Source organism: Leclercia pneumoniae, from assembly GCF_017348915.1.
GTDB classification, from domain to species: Bacteria; Pseudomonadota; Gammaproteobacteria; order Enterobacterales; family Enterobacteriaceae; genus Enterobacter; species Enterobacter pneumoniae.
In genome coordinates this window covers 2,507,177-2,520,300 of record NZ_CP071383.1, presented here as the reverse complement: position 1 = coordinate 2,520,300, position 13,124 = coordinate 2,507,177, and the positions used below count along the sequence as shown (strand labels likewise).

At 57.5% G+C, this 13,124-nt stretch carries 12 protein-coding genes and 2 pseudogenes; 7 read left to right on the top strand and 7 right to left on the bottom strand.

Going from position 1 to position 13,124, the window contains the following annotated elements; translation table 11 throughout:
• Positions 1-404 precede the first annotated feature (404 nt).
• Both JZ655_RS12170 and ldcA read right to left on the bottom strand, forming a co-directional pair.
• Positions 405-2,072: pseudogene (locus tag JZ655_RS12170) on the bottom strand (potassium/proton antiporter); the annotation flags it as partial.
• Between the two features lie 97 nt (positions 2,073-2,169).
• Entirely contained in the window at positions 2,170-3,084 is a 915-nt protein-coding gene (ldcA, locus tag JZ655_RS12165) for a muramoyltetrapeptide carboxypeptidase (RefSeq protein WP_046885147.1), read from the bottom strand.
• A gap of 113 nt (positions 3,085-3,197) precedes the next feature.
• Here ldcA and emtA point away from each other — a divergent pair, with 113 nt between their 5' ends.
• Positions 3,198-3,809: a membrane-bound lytic murein transglycosylase EmtA gene (gene emtA, locus JZ655_RS12160; RefSeq protein ID WP_040075211.1), complete on the top strand. Its 612-nt coding sequence runs from the start codon at positions 3,198-3,200 to the stop codon at positions 3,807-3,809.
• 36 nt (positions 3,810-3,845) lie between these two features.
• Here the strand turns inward: emtA and ycgR are convergent, their stop codons facing one another.
• Positions 3,846-4,577, bottom strand: coding sequence for a flagellar brake protein YcgR (gene ycgR / locus JZ655_RS12155; RefSeq protein ID WP_207291902.1), 732 nt, complete (start codon positions 4,575-4,577; stop codon positions 3,846-3,848).
• Positions 4,578-4,781: 204 nt separating this feature from the next.
• On the opposite strand from ycgR, the gene JZ655_RS12150 reads away from it, so the two are divergent.
• Positions 4,782-5,036 carry a GlsB/YeaQ/YmgE family stress response membrane protein gene (locus tag JZ655_RS12150; protein ID WP_046885150.1) on the top strand — a complete coding sequence of 85 codons (255 nt, stop codon included), beginning with the start codon at positions 4,782-4,784 and terminating at the stop codon, positions 5,034-5,036.
• Between the two features lie 38 nt (positions 5,037-5,074).
• Here the strand turns inward: JZ655_RS12150 and JZ655_RS12145 are convergent, their stop codons facing one another.
• Positions 5,075-6,751, bottom strand: coding sequence for an alpha,alpha-trehalase (locus JZ655_RS12145; protein ID WP_207291901.1), 1,677 nt, complete (start codon positions 6,749-6,751; stop codon positions 5,075-5,077).
• Positions 6,752-6,978: 227 nt separating this feature from the next.
• Between JZ655_RS12145 and JZ655_RS12140 the strand changes: the two genes are divergently transcribed.
• On the top strand, positions 6,979-7,764 hold the full coding sequence (locus JZ655_RS12140; protein ID WP_207291900.1) for an OBAP family protein: 786 nt from the start codon (positions 6,979-6,981) through the stop codon (positions 7,762-7,764).
• A 141-nt stretch (positions 7,765-7,905) separates the two neighbouring features.
• Positions 7,906-8,655, top strand: coding sequence for a phage antirepressor KilAC domain-containing protein (locus JZ655_RS12135; RefSeq protein WP_040075218.1), 750 nt, complete (start codon positions 7,906-7,908; stop codon positions 8,653-8,655).
• Positions 8,656-8,707: 52 nt separating this feature from the next.
• Here the strand turns inward: JZ655_RS12135 and JZ655_RS12130 are convergent, their stop codons facing one another.
• Entirely contained in the window at positions 8,708-9,664 is a 957-nt protein-coding gene (locus tag JZ655_RS12130; protein ID WP_207291899.1) for an AraC family transcriptional regulator, read from the bottom strand.
• A 115-nt stretch (positions 9,665-9,779) separates the two neighbouring features.
• On the opposite strand from JZ655_RS12130, the gene JZ655_RS12125 reads away from it, so the two are divergent.
• The 3 genes and pseudogenes from JZ655_RS12125 to JZ655_RS12115 form a co-directional block, all read left to right on the top strand.
• Positions 9,780-10,982, top strand: coding sequence for an MFS transporter (locus JZ655_RS12125; RefSeq protein ID WP_207291898.1), 1,203 nt, complete (start codon positions 9,780-9,782; stop codon positions 10,980-10,982).
• A gap of 60 nt (positions 10,983-11,042) precedes the next feature.
• Positions 11,043-11,237 carry a hypothetical protein gene (locus tag JZ655_RS12120; RefSeq protein WP_425352490.1) on the top strand — a complete coding sequence of 65 codons (195 nt, stop codon included), beginning with the start codon at positions 11,043-11,045 and terminating at the stop codon, positions 11,235-11,237.
• Positions 11,200-11,982 (top strand): annotated as a pseudogene (locus JZ655_RS12115) (phosphate/phosphite/phosphonate ABC transporter substrate-binding protein); the annotation flags it as partial. The gene JZ655_RS12120 and the pseudogene JZ655_RS12115, both read left to right, overlap by 38 nt.
• Here JZ655_RS12115 and JZ655_RS12110 read toward each other — a convergent pair.
• Both JZ655_RS12110 and JZ655_RS12105 read right to left on the bottom strand, forming a co-directional pair.
• On the bottom strand, positions 11,980-12,246 hold the full coding sequence (locus JZ655_RS12110) for an AzlD domain-containing protein (RefSeq protein WP_233804214.1): 267 nt from the start codon (positions 12,244-12,246) through the stop codon (positions 11,980-11,982). The pseudogene JZ655_RS12115 and the gene JZ655_RS12110 sit on opposite strands and share 3 nt — an antisense overlap.
• Positions 12,247-12,301: 55 nt before the next feature.
• Complete coding sequence (locus JZ655_RS12105) at positions 12,302-13,039, bottom strand: AzlC family ABC transporter permease (RefSeq protein WP_207291897.1); 738 nt, start codon at positions 13,037-13,039, stop codon at positions 12,302-12,304.
• Positions 13,040-13,124: the final 85 nt, after the last annotated feature.

The following is a 13,124-nucleotide window of genomic DNA, read 5'->3' as shown; positions in this document are numbered from 1 at the left end:
GGGGCACGGGTGTTGACTCCCCGCTGAAATCGGCGAACCGGAGACCGGATGACAAGGGCTGGACGCCATGGATGGCGGCCAGAGGCGAAGCGAGACAGGGACGTCGAGTTGAGCCGACCGCAGGCAGGAGGTCGGGAGGTGAGCGCAGTGCGAAGCACCGATTTCGTCGCGGGGCCGCGGGGATTGATAAGGGGGGCCCGGCGGTCCCCCTTATCACGTTCACGGGTGGTGTGATGCCATATTCTGCTGAACATGAGGTGAACGGAACAATTCCACCGTGCTTAACTGATCGGCATTACAACCCTCAGATTGCCTTGTTTATACGATAAACAAGGCCGCTACTCTTCAGCATCCTCAGCAACGCGAACACCCACCTTCAGGACTGCGTTATCTTGCTTCTCAGCGACGGTCCAGATCATCCCCGCAAACTCCACCTGATCACCCACTACCGGCGCGGCGCCTAGCAGTTGCTGAATAATCTCACCCAGCGTCTGCTGTTGTTGGCGATACTCCAGACCTTCATCAAGACCGTAGATCAAGGCCACGTCGGCAAACTTGGCACTGGCCTCCAGAATAAAATCACCGAAGAAGCGCTGATCCAGCGCCACCGGCGGCGACTGGCTAAACAGCTTGCCCAGCGCAGGCAGGTCTCGCTCGCGGCCAATCACGCAGAGAATATCGTTCTCGCGCAGGCGCGTACTGCCGGTCGGGTGCAGCAGAGCGTTATCACGAAACAGCGCGGCGATGCGTGTTTCGCTGGGCATGTGCAGGTCGCGCAATGACGCGCCCACGCACCACTTATCGGCGCTCAGCTGGTAGACAAATTGCTCCCACGGGTTCTCCGGATGAATATCCAGCCCGACGCGGGAGACCGGCCAGCCGACCGGCGGCACCACCACTTTGGCTTTTTTGGCCGCCCAGCCCAGCGAGGTCCCCTGGAAGAGTAACGACACCAGCACCACAAAGAAGGCCACATTGAAGAACAAGCGGGCGTTATCCAGCCCCGCCATCATCGGGAAGACGGCCAGGATGATCGGCACCGCGCCGCGTAAACCAACCCAACTGATAAAGATGCGCTCGCGCAGGTTAAATCCGCGGAACGGCAGCAGGCCAGCAAATACCGACAGTGGACGCGCGAAGAAGATCATCCATGCCGATAAGAGCAGCGCCGGTACGGCAATTGGCAGCAGATCGGACGGGGTCACCAGCAGCCCCAGCACCAGGAACATGCCAATTTGTGCCAGCCAGGCTAGCCCGTCGAAGTTCTGCAAAATGGCGTGCCGGTTACGGATAGGCCGGTTACCCAGCAAAAAGCCGCACAGATAAACCGCCAGGATGCCGCTGCCATCCAGCGCGGTGGTAAGGGCAAAGATCAAAATTCCGCCGCTGAGCGCCAGTAAGGGGTAGAGACCGCCAGGCAGCGAAATGCGGTTAATCATCTGCTGGAGCAAATACCCCCCGGCTAGACCGATAATGATCCCCAGACCAAACTGCTGGATGATGTGCCAGGCGAACATCCAGCTGAGGCCGGTTTCATGCTGCTGAATCATCTCAATCAGCGTGATGGTAAGAAATACCGCCATGGGGTCGTTGCTGCCGGATTCAATCTCAAGCGTGGAGCCGACACGTTCGTTAAGCCCCTTGCCTCCCAAAAGAGAAAATACCGCGGCGGCGTCGGTAGAGCCGACAATGGCGCCAATCAGCAGCCCCTCCATGATATCCAGCTTAAATAACCATGCCGCCATCATTCCCGTCAGGCCTGAGGTAATAAGCACTCCGACCGTGGCCAGCGACAGGGCCGGGCCCAGCGCTACGCGAAAGGAGCTGGCCTGCGTGCGCATGCCGCCGTCAAGGAGGATCACCGCCAGCGCGAGGTTACTGATCATGTACGCCATGGGGTAGTTATCGAAAGGAATACCGCCCACGCCATCAACGCCTGCGAGCATGCCGATAGCCAGGAAAATAACCAGAATAGGTATGCCGAGACGGGAAGAAAACGAACTTAATAAAATACTACAGGTTACAAGAACTGAACCCAGGATAAAGAGACTGATTATTGCTGCGGCATCCAATGTTTGCTTACTCCCGCCTGACGCTGTGACTGTTATTAAAACCCTAACATATTAACGACACTCACAGCGTTTAAATGAGGCGGTTAAGCACCTTTTTTTATGACTTTATGACCGGATGGCCGCTAACCGTTAAAGAGGTGCCCTTTTCATCGTTTAAAAGGACTGCCTGCGCACCCAGCGGCAGCGTGACCGTCTGCTGTTCGTGGCCGAAATCGAGTCCGGCGATCACCGGTACCGCTACTCTGCTACGAAGGTAATCGATCATGGTTTGCAGATCGTAGCCGGCATCGTAATCATTGGCCGCTGCGCCGCTAAAACTGCCCAACACAATCGCCCGCTGGCGCGCGAGGATACCCGCATGGTGTAGCTGCAACAGCATGCGTTCAACGCGGAACGGATGCTCATTGATATCTTCCAGCACCAGGATGCCGTTCTCAATGACGGGTAGCCAGGGGGTGCCAATCAGCGATACCAGCATCGCCAGGTTGCCGCCCCAGAGTTGACCCTCGCAGGTGCAACGGGGGCCCTGACCCTGCCAGTGCAGGGTGAAGGTAGGATTTCTCAGCGCCCGCCAGAAATGGTCGATGGTAAAGGCATCCAGCGTCGGGGCGCCGAAATTGCCCGCCAGCATGGGGCCGCTAAAGGTGATGACATTGTGCAGTGCCAGCAGACCCAACTGAATCACGGTAAAATCACTGTGACCGCAGATGAGCAGCGGATCCTGCTGCTGACGTCTCGCCAGCCCTGCCCAGTCAATCTGCTCCAGCAGGCGGCTGGCACCGTAGCCGCCGCGTACCGCCATCACAATTTGATCAGCGCCGGGCAGCGTGGCTAGCGCATTGATATCGTTCAGTCTCTGCGCTTCGGTGCCGGCAAAACGTTGCTGGCGGCGGGGTACAATTGTCTGATTTTGTACGCTATGGCCGCTCTCAATGAGACGCGCTATTCCCCGCTGCGCCGCCTCCTGGTTTATGCAGTACCCGGACGGAGCGATAAGATGAAACTGAGACATGGCATTTCCTTGCTGACTTATAAAACCAAATGTATATATCATGCCGCTTGTTATTGCCCTTCAGCAAGTGGATGAGAGGGCAGCTGCGATGACTGGCCATAAGGATAGATGACGTGAAATTGAGATGGTTTGCTTTTTTGATGGTATTGCTGGCGGGCTGTTCGTCGAAGCAGGATTACAAACAACAACCCTGGAACCCGGAAGTGCCGGTCAAACGCGCTATGCAGTGGATGCCTATCACCGAAAAAGCCGGTGCGGCATGGGGGGTGAGTCCACGGCTGATCACCGCAATCATCGCGGTGGAGTCGGGCGGTAATCCGACGCTGGTGAGTAAATCCAACGCGGTTGGGCTGATGCAGCTTAAAGCCTCCACGGCCGGGCGCGAAGTGTATCGCTATATGGGCTGGAAGGGTGAGCCCTCTACCAGCGAGCTGAAAAACCCGGAGCGCAATATCTCGATGGGCACGGCCTATCTGAGTATTCTCGAACACGGCATTCTGAAGGGAATTGAAGACCCGGAAGTGATGCAGTATGCGCTGGTGGTCTCATACGTGAACGGGGCAGGCGCGTTACTGCGAACCTTCTCGTCGGATCGTAAAAAGGCAATAAGCGAGATCAACGATCTCAATAAACAGGAGTTTTACGATCACGTGGTGCAAAACCATCCGGCTCCGCAGGCACCGCGCTATATCTGGAAAGTACAGAAAGCGATGGACGCGATGTAAAAACAGGCCGGGCAGCCCCACGCTGCCCGGTTATCCTCAGCGCACTTTGCTCGCGCGCTCGCGCGCATCGCGTTCCAGTGAGAAGATGATACGTTGCAGATCGCGCTCAACCGCCGGACTGACGTTCAGGAAGCGGAAGCTGAGACGCGGGGTAGAAATGGTCTCGTTTTTACCGTCCACCACTTGCCGCTCGCTTACGGAGATCAGCTGGGCATCGACGCGAAATATCCCCCAGTTCGCCATATCCAGCTCAAGCTGCGAAAACCGCATCCCTTCCTCCAGCGACTCCGGTTTCGCGCCCTCCATTAATGCGCCCATTCCCCCCAGCGAGAGGTCATACAGGCGAAAGCGCAGTTCACTTTTGTCCGGCATTTTGGCTCTGCAGTAGTAAGCAGGGTGCAGTGGCGCAGGAATACGGAAAAACTCGCGACGCTGAATAAACCAGACGGAATCGGGCAGGGGGGCAACGAAAGCAGGCAGCGACTCATACTCTCCTTCTTCAAATGCCGGCAGCGTGAATTCAACCTTGGCGCCTTTGGTATCTGCCGTGACGCAGAGGCTCTCGGCGCGCAGCACCGCGCGGTTTTCATAGTCCTGGCTACCCAGGTCGATAATCACGTTGTCAGGTGATAGGTCGAGAATCTTGCTAATAAACTGGTTGTTGCCCCAGCTAATACGTACCGGGACATCATTTTTTTGCAGGTCCCGTAATACACCTAACACAGCCAGCGGATTGTTTTTCAGGAACTGCTCACTGTAATTACTCACGCCCTGGGGCTCCTCGATATTGAGAGACTATCCCTGAGTTATCGGCAGCACCTGCGCAGAACTTAATACAAACCAGGGATTTTTTTCGTTGTGCCGGACGAATTAAGTCAGTGAGAAGAAAATGATTTTCTCACCATTGCCTATACTTACATTACCTGCGCGGACAGGTGTCTCGCGCGCCTTTCAAAGCAAGAGGGCATCGCTATGGGTATCATCGCCTGGATTGTATTTGGTCTGGTTGCTGGCGTTATCGCCAAGTTTATTATGCCTGGTCGTGATGGCGGCGGCTTTATTCTGACCTGTGTCCTGGGCGTCGTGGGTGCTGTCGTGGGCGGCTGGCTGGCTACCATGTTCGGTATCGGCGGCAGTGTATCTGGTTTTAATTTGCACAGTTTCCTGGTCGCCGTGGTCGGCGCCATCGTTGTGCTGGGTATATTCAGGTTGTTACGTCGCGCATAACGTCGTAAAAAAAGGCCCTCATCTGAGGGCCTTTTTCTTTATTGCGCGGCCTGAGCCTGCGGGGCAGGCTCATCGTTTGCCGCGGGTTGGTTTGCGGGCAGGCTATCGCACGGTTTTTCCTTCGGACAGACCAGGCTCAGCATCTGTAGGGTCACGCCGTTAGTCCAGCCGAAACCATCCTGCAGCGGATATTCGCCGCCACCGCCACCCGTGCCGGTGGTAGAGACGTCATATTTCTCCACCAGTTTTTTCTCCCGGTCGTAGGTGTGCTGTACGTTGGTCAGGAAGCGCCAGGTTACATCCATCGCCACTTTTTTATGCCCGTAGTTCTGCAACCCTTCGGTTGCGACCCACTGCAGCGGCGCCCAACCGTTTGGGGCATCCCACTGCTGACCGCTGTTAACGGTAGTGGTAGTAATGCCACCGGGTTTCAGCAGACGCGACGCGGTGGCCTTCGCCACTTTATCGGCGCGATCCTGCGCAGCCGCATTCACATACAGCGGGAAGAGTGCAGCGGCGGTCAGTTGGTTACGGACCTTTTTGGTTTTCAGGTCGTAATCGGCATACCAGCCCTCTTTATCATTCCACAGGTGGCTCTCCATCGCCTTCTGACGTGCGCTCGCCAGGCCGTCATATTTGCTGGCTGCGGCGCTGTCACCCGCTTCCTGGCTGGCTTTTGCCAGCAATTTTTCCATCTTGAACATCAGGGCGTTCAGATCCACCGGCACAATGCTGGTGGTGCGTATGGTGCCCAGTTTTTTCGGGTCGTCCATCCAGCGCGAACTGAAGTCCCAGCCGGAAGCGGCCGCAGAACGCAGATCCCGGTAGATCTCCGTCGCCGGTCGATCGGGGTTGTTTTTGGCGGTAGTCACATCATCCATCCACGACTCCGGACGCGGCGTGTCACGATCGTCCCAGTAGCGGTTGAGAATGGATCCATCCTCCAGTTTCACCACGCGTTGATTAGCCTGGCCTGGCTGGAGTGCATCGACGCCCTCCATCCAGTAGGCATGCTCTTTCTCCATCTGAGGACGGTACTGCTTCAGCGCCTCGGGATCGTGGGTCGCCAGTAACTCTACCATCAGTGAGAAGAAAGGCGGCTGGGAGCGGCTCAGGTAGTAGCTGCGGTTGCCGTTAGGAATGTGTCCCCAGGCGTCGATCTCATGCCCGAAGTTCGCCACCATATCGGCAATCTTATCCCAGTGGCCACTCTGCGCCAGCCCCAGCATGGTGAAATAGCTATCCCAGTAATAGACCTCACGAAAACGGCCGCCCGGCACTACGTACGGCTTAGGCAGCGGAAGCAGGGAGTCCCATTTGCCGGCGGTATCGGTGGTGCGCGTCAGCACGGGCCAGAGACCATCAATATGTTCACGCAGACTCTGTCCTGCGGGGGGAACATACTTTTCGCCCGCTTTGGGCAGGGTGAAGTTCATATCCACAAAATGGCGCAGATCGAAGCCGGACTGATTTCGCTGCATACGGTAATCGGCCAGGATCATCAGCGGATCGCTTTTTGGCACCGCGTCGGCAAAGGTCTTCTGATCGGGGAAGAGCTTGGCGCTCTGTACATCATTAAACAGCGGACCAAACAGGATATCAGGGGATTGCGGCTGCCCGGCAGGGGCATCGTCGGCAAGGCTACAGGCGCTAAAACCAAGCAATATGCCACCCATTGCCAGCCGCAGCGCAGGGCGCAGTTGAGGTGTTATCATGGTGATTCTCCTTAAGTTGCTGAGCAGCGTGTCCGCTGTCATCAATCACCTGAAAACCTTAGACGAATCTTAGACATTTCGCGTGCCGGATACGGCATTTTGCGCAGTTACAGACAATTTACCGCTGCGCAGGGGCCAGAGTAAAAGTGCGCTTTTTTGCCTTTTCACCGGATTAATTCCCGAGCCTGCACTACCTTCATAACCGGGTTAACATAAAGGGAGTGCTCATGAAATTTCTGTCTCTGTTCGTTCCAGCCATGGTGATGCTTGTCGGCTGCGGGGCGAATAACACGCCGCCGCAAACGCCGATCCCCGGAGAGAAGACCTCCGCGACTCTCAGTACGCTGGAAACGGGTGCGCAAGTCATTCAGTCTCGCCCCCCTATTGATGCCATTAGCGCTTATCTGGATGGTTTCCATTTCTATAGCGGGGATAAAAATGGGCAAATGGAGGCCCATCATTATGTGACGGTACTGAATGACGATGTCATGCAGGCGGTCATTTATGATGGTAATACCCGGGATGCCCGGCTGATGGGGGTGGAGTACATCATCAGCGAACGTCTCTTTAACACCTTACCGCCAGAAGAGAAAAAACTCTGGCACAGCCATCAGTACGAAGTGAAATCAGGGAGTCTGGTGGCACCGGGGCTGCCTGCCATCGCGGATAAGGCGTTAATGAAAAAAATAGTGAACACCTACGGCAAGACCTGGCACACCTGGCATACCGATCGGGATAAAAACCTGCCGCTGGGTATACCGGCACTGATGATGGGCTTCACGGGAGAAGGGCAACTCGATCCTGGGCTGCTGGCGGATCGCGATCGTCGTCTGAAGATCAATACGCAGGAGATTAAACGTCAGCGCGCTGATATCGTCGCGCACCCGGTAGCGAAGGGGGCCAATGCCTGGCAGCACGGAGAGGTCATACAGCTCCAGCGCGTGAAGGGAAGTGGAGAGCATGGCAAGGGTGATACCGCGCATTTCGGCACCTCTGAACAGCATTCACCTTAAAGATCATAAAGATGGGATCCTGTTAGTGGTAGGCCAGCACGCGTCGTAAAATGGACAAAAATTATACTGGATATTTAAACAGGTATTTGTATACTATTAGAGCAAATTACCCGAGTATTGTATGAGTGAGGGGTGAATCCTATGGTAATTCCTGTTGAAAGTTTCCCGTCCTATGAGCAGCCTGCCACCATCAGCAGCCGTGAAATCGCGAAGGTGATCGGTATGACCCATACCGAGGTGAAGCGCATGGTTAAAAGCCTGGAAACGGCGCAACGTCTTTCGCAGCCTGTGACGGCGAGTGTGTATGAGCGTGAAGGTGAAATGCGGCAGGAGTTTTTGCTGAACAAACGCGACTCCCTGCTGACGGTGTCGCGCATCTCTCCGGCCTTTACCGCCACCATGCTGGATCGCTGGCAGGAGCGAGAGAAAAGCGTCAATCTTCCTGATTTCACTAATCCGGCAGCGGCGGCGCGCGCGTGGGCCGAGCAGTACGAAAAACGCCAGCGTGCGGAGGAGGAACTTGCCCGTTCCGCCCCAAAGGCCGCCTTTTTTGATCAGTTCATTAGCGTGAATACATCGCTGGGCTTTCGTCAGCTCTGTAAAATGCTGAACGCGAAAGAGCCTGCGTTCCGGGCATTTTTACTGGAGCGTAATATCATGCAGCGCGTGGGGGGAACCCTGGTACCACCGCAGCATCATATTGAGGCGGGCTATTTTACCCTGCACAGCGGCGTGGGTGAAAACCAGCACAGCTGGTCTCAGGCTCGCTTTACGGCGCGCGGCGTGAAATGGGTTGCCGGACTGTGGGCAAAACACCTCTCTTCGCTGTTGATTGAAGTACCTCGCGATGAGCGCAGCGAGGGGGCAACCCCAGGGCAAAACTGGCTATAACCCCCGCGTACATCACCCTTCGTACCCCGGCGCCAGGCCGGGGGCGAGAGGGTCAAATCTCCTCAGGCACCTGGCCTGCCTCGCGCAGCGCCCCCGGCGAATGGCCGACGATACGCTTAAATGCCCGGCTAAAGGCCGCCAGCGAACTGTATCCCAGGCGCAGTGCCACGGTTTCGATGGCCTGATTTTCCTGCCCGATATACTGGATCGCCAGCCGCATCCGAAGCTCGCCCAGATATTTGGCCGGTGTCGTGCCGGTGGCGGAGAGAAAACGCTCAGCAAAGACCGAGCGCGATGTCCCCACCTCTCTGGCCAGCTCCGCCACGCTCCAGTTTATGCCTGGCTGCTGGTGCATGGCATAAATCGCCCGGCTCAGGCGTGGATCACGCAGCACCTGTACCCAACCCGTGGCTTTGCCGCAGCCGGATTCAACCCAGCCGCGCACAATCAGCGCGGCCACCACGTCCGCCAGACGGGCGAGTATTCCGGCAAAACCCACCTGCTGGGCTGTCGATTCGCGTTCCATCGCGGCCAGTAACGGGTGAATTTCAGGCCAGGTGGACATGAGTCGGCTGACCATCATCACCTCCGGCATGGCGCGGATCAGCGGCTGCATCCCCCCCAGTTCGAAATCCATACATCCACTGAAAATAATCACATTCTCACTGTCCGGGCACGGCTCGCAGTGAATATCACATACCGAATTGCAAATCGGCTCGCTGGGGAAGGCCGACACCGGCGTAACGTCGGCATGTTCGTCCGAGAGCAGGGCATGTGAATTACCGTTGGGAATAAACAGCGCATCGCCGCTGTTGAGGGCAAAGGTTGCGCCGCTCTCCATTTTCAGTACCGCCGGACCCCGGCTAATAAAGTGAAACTGCGCCTTTCCGGGCGCATGGCTGAACGCTACGCCGAAGGGGGCGCTGGCTTCGATACGGCGATATTTCACCCCGGAGAGGCGCATTCCGCGCAGCATTTCGCTGATCAAATCAGGGGCATGGAGGGTCATAACGGCAACTCCGGACGATTAATCAATAATTGGAGATTATATGTAATAGATCGTCCGGGGTGAACTTCCTATTATTTGCGACAGATGTCACATTTTAATAACCGGAGAATAACAGATGAATTCATCTATCGCGGCCAGCCAGGCCTTAACCCCTGCCAGACCCGCCTGGCGTGCGGTCTGGTCACTGGGGCTGGGGGTCTTCGGGCTCATTACCGCCGAGTTTTTGCCTGCCAGCCTGCTCACCCCAATGGCGGCAAGCCTGGGCGTTAGCGAGGGCGTGGCAGGGCAGACCGTGACTGCCACTGCGCTGGTGGCGCTGGTGACGGGGTTGCTGATCACCCCGGCGACCAAAAGCATCGATCGGCGCTGGGTGTTAATGTTCTTCTCAATCATGCAGATTGTCTCTAGCTTGCTGGTGGCATTTGCCCCTTCGCTGGAGGTACTGTTGGCAGGCCGTCTGCTGCTGGGTGTAGCGATAGGCGGATTCTGGGCGATGTCCACGGCCACCGCCATGCGCCTGGTGCCCCCCGCCGATGTACCAAAGGCGCTGGCGATCATCTTCTCCGGCGTGTCGATTGCCACGGTGGTCGCCGCACCGCTCGGCAGCTATCTTGGCAGCCTGATTGGCTGGCGTAACGTCTTTATCCTCTGTGCGATCCCCAGCGGCCTGGCGCTGCTTTGGCAGCTGTGGGTACTGCCTGCTATGCGTCCGGAAAACAGCGGCAGCCTGCGCACGTTGCTGCATGTGCTCCGCCGCCCGGGAATGGTTGGCGGCCTGCTGGCCACCATCCTCATCTTCAGCGGTCATTTTACCTTCTTCACCTATCTGCGCCCCTTCCTTGAGACCGTAGGCCAGGCGAGCGTCGAGACCATTTCACTGATCCTGCTCGGTTTTGGTATTGCCAACTTTGTGGGAACCTCGATTGCCGGACACCTGCTGGCGCGAAACCTCCGTCTCACGCTGGCTCTGGTGCCGTTTGCCATGGGTATCCTGGCACTGCTGATGGCGGCTTTCGGGCACCTGGCGATGCTGGATGGCCTGCTGGTAGCGCTGTGGGGGTTTGCCTTTGGACTGGTGCCGGTGGGCTGGTCAACCTGGCTTGCCACTACGGTCACGGATGAAGCGGAAAGTGCCGGCGGGTTAATGGTGGCCTCCATTCAACTGGCCATCAGCGCCGGTGCAGCAGGGGGCGGAGCGGTATTTGATCTTAACGGTGCCAGCGGGGTCTTTACCGCGAGCGGCGTGCTGCTGGTCGCTGCGATGGTGATGGTCTTTGTCGGCGTGCGGGTTAAACCGGTAACCGGGCAAGCGGAGTGAGTTCCTCCTTTACCGGCGGCTGCGGTTTTTAATCTCAACTATCATTCTCTACATCACGGCCTGCCGGGGGTGCCCTGGTACGGTCTTCGCAAGGTGTGGCTGCGCGACAGGGTACGTTATCACCGGCGCAACCAGGAAATGGTAAGGGGGGATAGCGAATGGTTACGCCAGTTCTGGAAACGCCAGGAGGATGTCACTGCCCATCCGGGAGGCGCGGATGAGCAGTCCGCTCGCCTTTCCCATGTACGCGGTTAATCCGGATGACAACCAGGCCTTCTGGCTGGCGGTAAAAACGCAACTGGTGAAGCAGGGGCTGGCCGTCGATCATCTTCAACCCGTCTTGCCCAGGGACCTTCTCCACCACTGGCGCAGCCCCGATCTGCTCCTGAGCCAGAGTTGCGGCTTTCCTTTAATGACCCAACTACCCGATGTGCAGGTGGTAGGAGCATTTCATTACTCGGCGCTGGGATGCGAAGGCGTTCATTACCGCAGCTGGCTGGTGGCCCGCTCAGAGGAGGAGGGCAAAACCCTGGCGGATTTTCGTGGCCGAAGGGTGGTGTGTAACGCCCCCGACTCCTGGTCCGGTTATAACGTGCTGTTGGGCATGATCGCCGGACTCGGCGTTGAAACACATTTTTTCGCTGCGACCCTCTTTAGCGGCAGCCATCGCCAGTCGCTGGTGGCGCTACGCGAAGGGCAGGCGGATATTGCCGCGATCGACTGTGTGACCTGGGCGCTATTACAGCGTCATGAGCCGGAGCTGTTGCAGGGGTTATCTATTATCGGCCGTAGCCCACTCGCGCCGGGGCTGCCGCTCATCACCCCGGCAGGCACGCCGGATGCGACGGTGTCGGCATTACGCGGCGCACTGGAGGAGGTCGCTCACAGCCCGACGGCGCAAAGGGTGCTGATCAGGGGATTTAGCGAAATGTCGCGCGAGGCGTGGCAAGTGCTGTTGACCCGGCGTGATGCTGCCGCCGGGCTCGGGGTCAAGCGTCTATCCGAAAAAGAAATTGAGTGCGGTGAAGGCCATCATGCCGACGATGACCGTGGCAAACAGGCTCCGGGTCGCCACCCCGGCCACCGCAGCGATGATGGCCGCCACGAGGGAGAGACTCATGCCGGAGGGAGTAAGCGCCGGTTTGCCCAGCAGCTCGGCGGTGATGATCGCCGCCATGATCGCGGCGGGGATGAAGCTCAGCCACTGTTGCACCACCGGGGCGAGCCGGAAACGTGATAGCAGCAGAATCGGTATAGTGCGCATCAGGGCGGTCACCAGGGCAGAAGCGACGATCGCCAGCAGAATATTTCGCTCCATATTAGCGCTCTCCTTTGTAGAACAGGCGCAGACCCAGGGTCGACAGGGTCGCGGCCACCGAGGCGGCAATGATAATGACAATGCTGATATCGGTCTGCCCGGCGGTGAAGAGGGTGACGATAACCGCCGCCGAAATGCTGAAGGTCTCCAGAATTTTGCGCTGGCTGGCAAACCACAGCATCAGCACCAGACCAATAAACATCGACACCAGGCTAAAGCTCAGCCCCTCCATCAATGCCGGTGGCAGCGCGGCGGCGAGCCATGCCCCTACCACGCAGGCCAGGATCCAGTTTAGCCAGGCGGCCACGTTCAGCCCGAACATCCAGGCAAAGCGGACTTTGCTTTGCTGGCTGCCATGTTGTACCGCTACGCCGAAGGTTTCGTCCGTTAACAGCAGGCCGCTCACGATCTTTTCCAGGGTAGTGTGTTCGCGAAAAAAGACGCTCATGGCTGAACTCATCAGTAAATAACGCAGGTTGACCAGCAGAACGCTGAACACCACCGAGGCGACCTCTGCCCCCGTCGCCCAGAGGGAGTAAAACAGAAACTGCGCCGACCCGGCGTAAAGCAGGCTGGCCAGCAGTGCGGTTTGTAGGGTGGTGAAACCGGAAAGGGTGCCTATGGCGCCGGCGGCAAAGCCAATGCTCCAGTAGCCCGGAATGGTCGGTAAACAGGCCGATACGCCTGCGCGAAACGCCAAAACGGCATCCCTGTGGAGTGGTTGTGTTTTCATTAACATCGCGCGTCCCGTTTTATCCTCACCGGGTGATTATCTTCAGAAAACGGGAAATGCGCGACAGTAAAATTTATGCCGGGCGTACTGC

Excerpts from the sequence above, each read along its gene's own strand:
- ldcA (WP_046885147.1), bottom strand. The coding sequence starts at position 3,084 with ATGTCTCAGTTTCATCTTATCGCTCCGTCCGGGTACTGCATAAACCAG.
- JZ655_RS12150 (WP_046885150.1), top strand. The coding sequence starts at position 4,782 with ATGGGTATCATCGCCTGGATTGTATTTGGTCTGGTTGCTGGCGTTATC.
- JZ655_RS12145 (WP_207291901.1), bottom strand. The coding sequence starts at position 6,751 with ATGATAACACCTCAACTGCGCCCTGCGCTGCGGCTGGCAATGGGTGGC.
- JZ655_RS12140 (WP_207291900.1), top strand. The coding sequence starts at position 6,979 with ATGAAATTTCTGTCTCTGTTCGTTCCAGCCATGGTGATGCTTGTCGGC.
- JZ655_RS12135 (WP_040075218.1), top strand. The coding sequence starts at position 7,906 with ATGGTAATTCCTGTTGAAAGTTTCCCGTCCTATGAGCAGCCTGCCACC.
- JZ655_RS12130 (WP_207291899.1), bottom strand. The coding sequence starts at position 9,664 with ATGACCCTCCATGCCCCTGATTTGATCAGCGAAATGCTGCGCGGAATG.
- JZ655_RS12125 (WP_207291898.1), top strand. The coding sequence starts at position 9,780 with ATGAATTCATCTATCGCGGCCAGCCAGGCCTTAACCCCTGCCAGACCC.
- JZ655_RS12110 (WP_233804214.1), bottom strand. The coding sequence starts at position 12,246 with ATGCGCACTATACCGATTCTGCTGCTATCACGTTTCCGGCTCGCCCCG.
- JZ655_RS12105 (WP_207291897.1), bottom strand. The coding sequence starts at position 13,039 with ATGTTAATGAAAACACAACCACTCCACAGGGATGCCGTTTTGGCGTTT.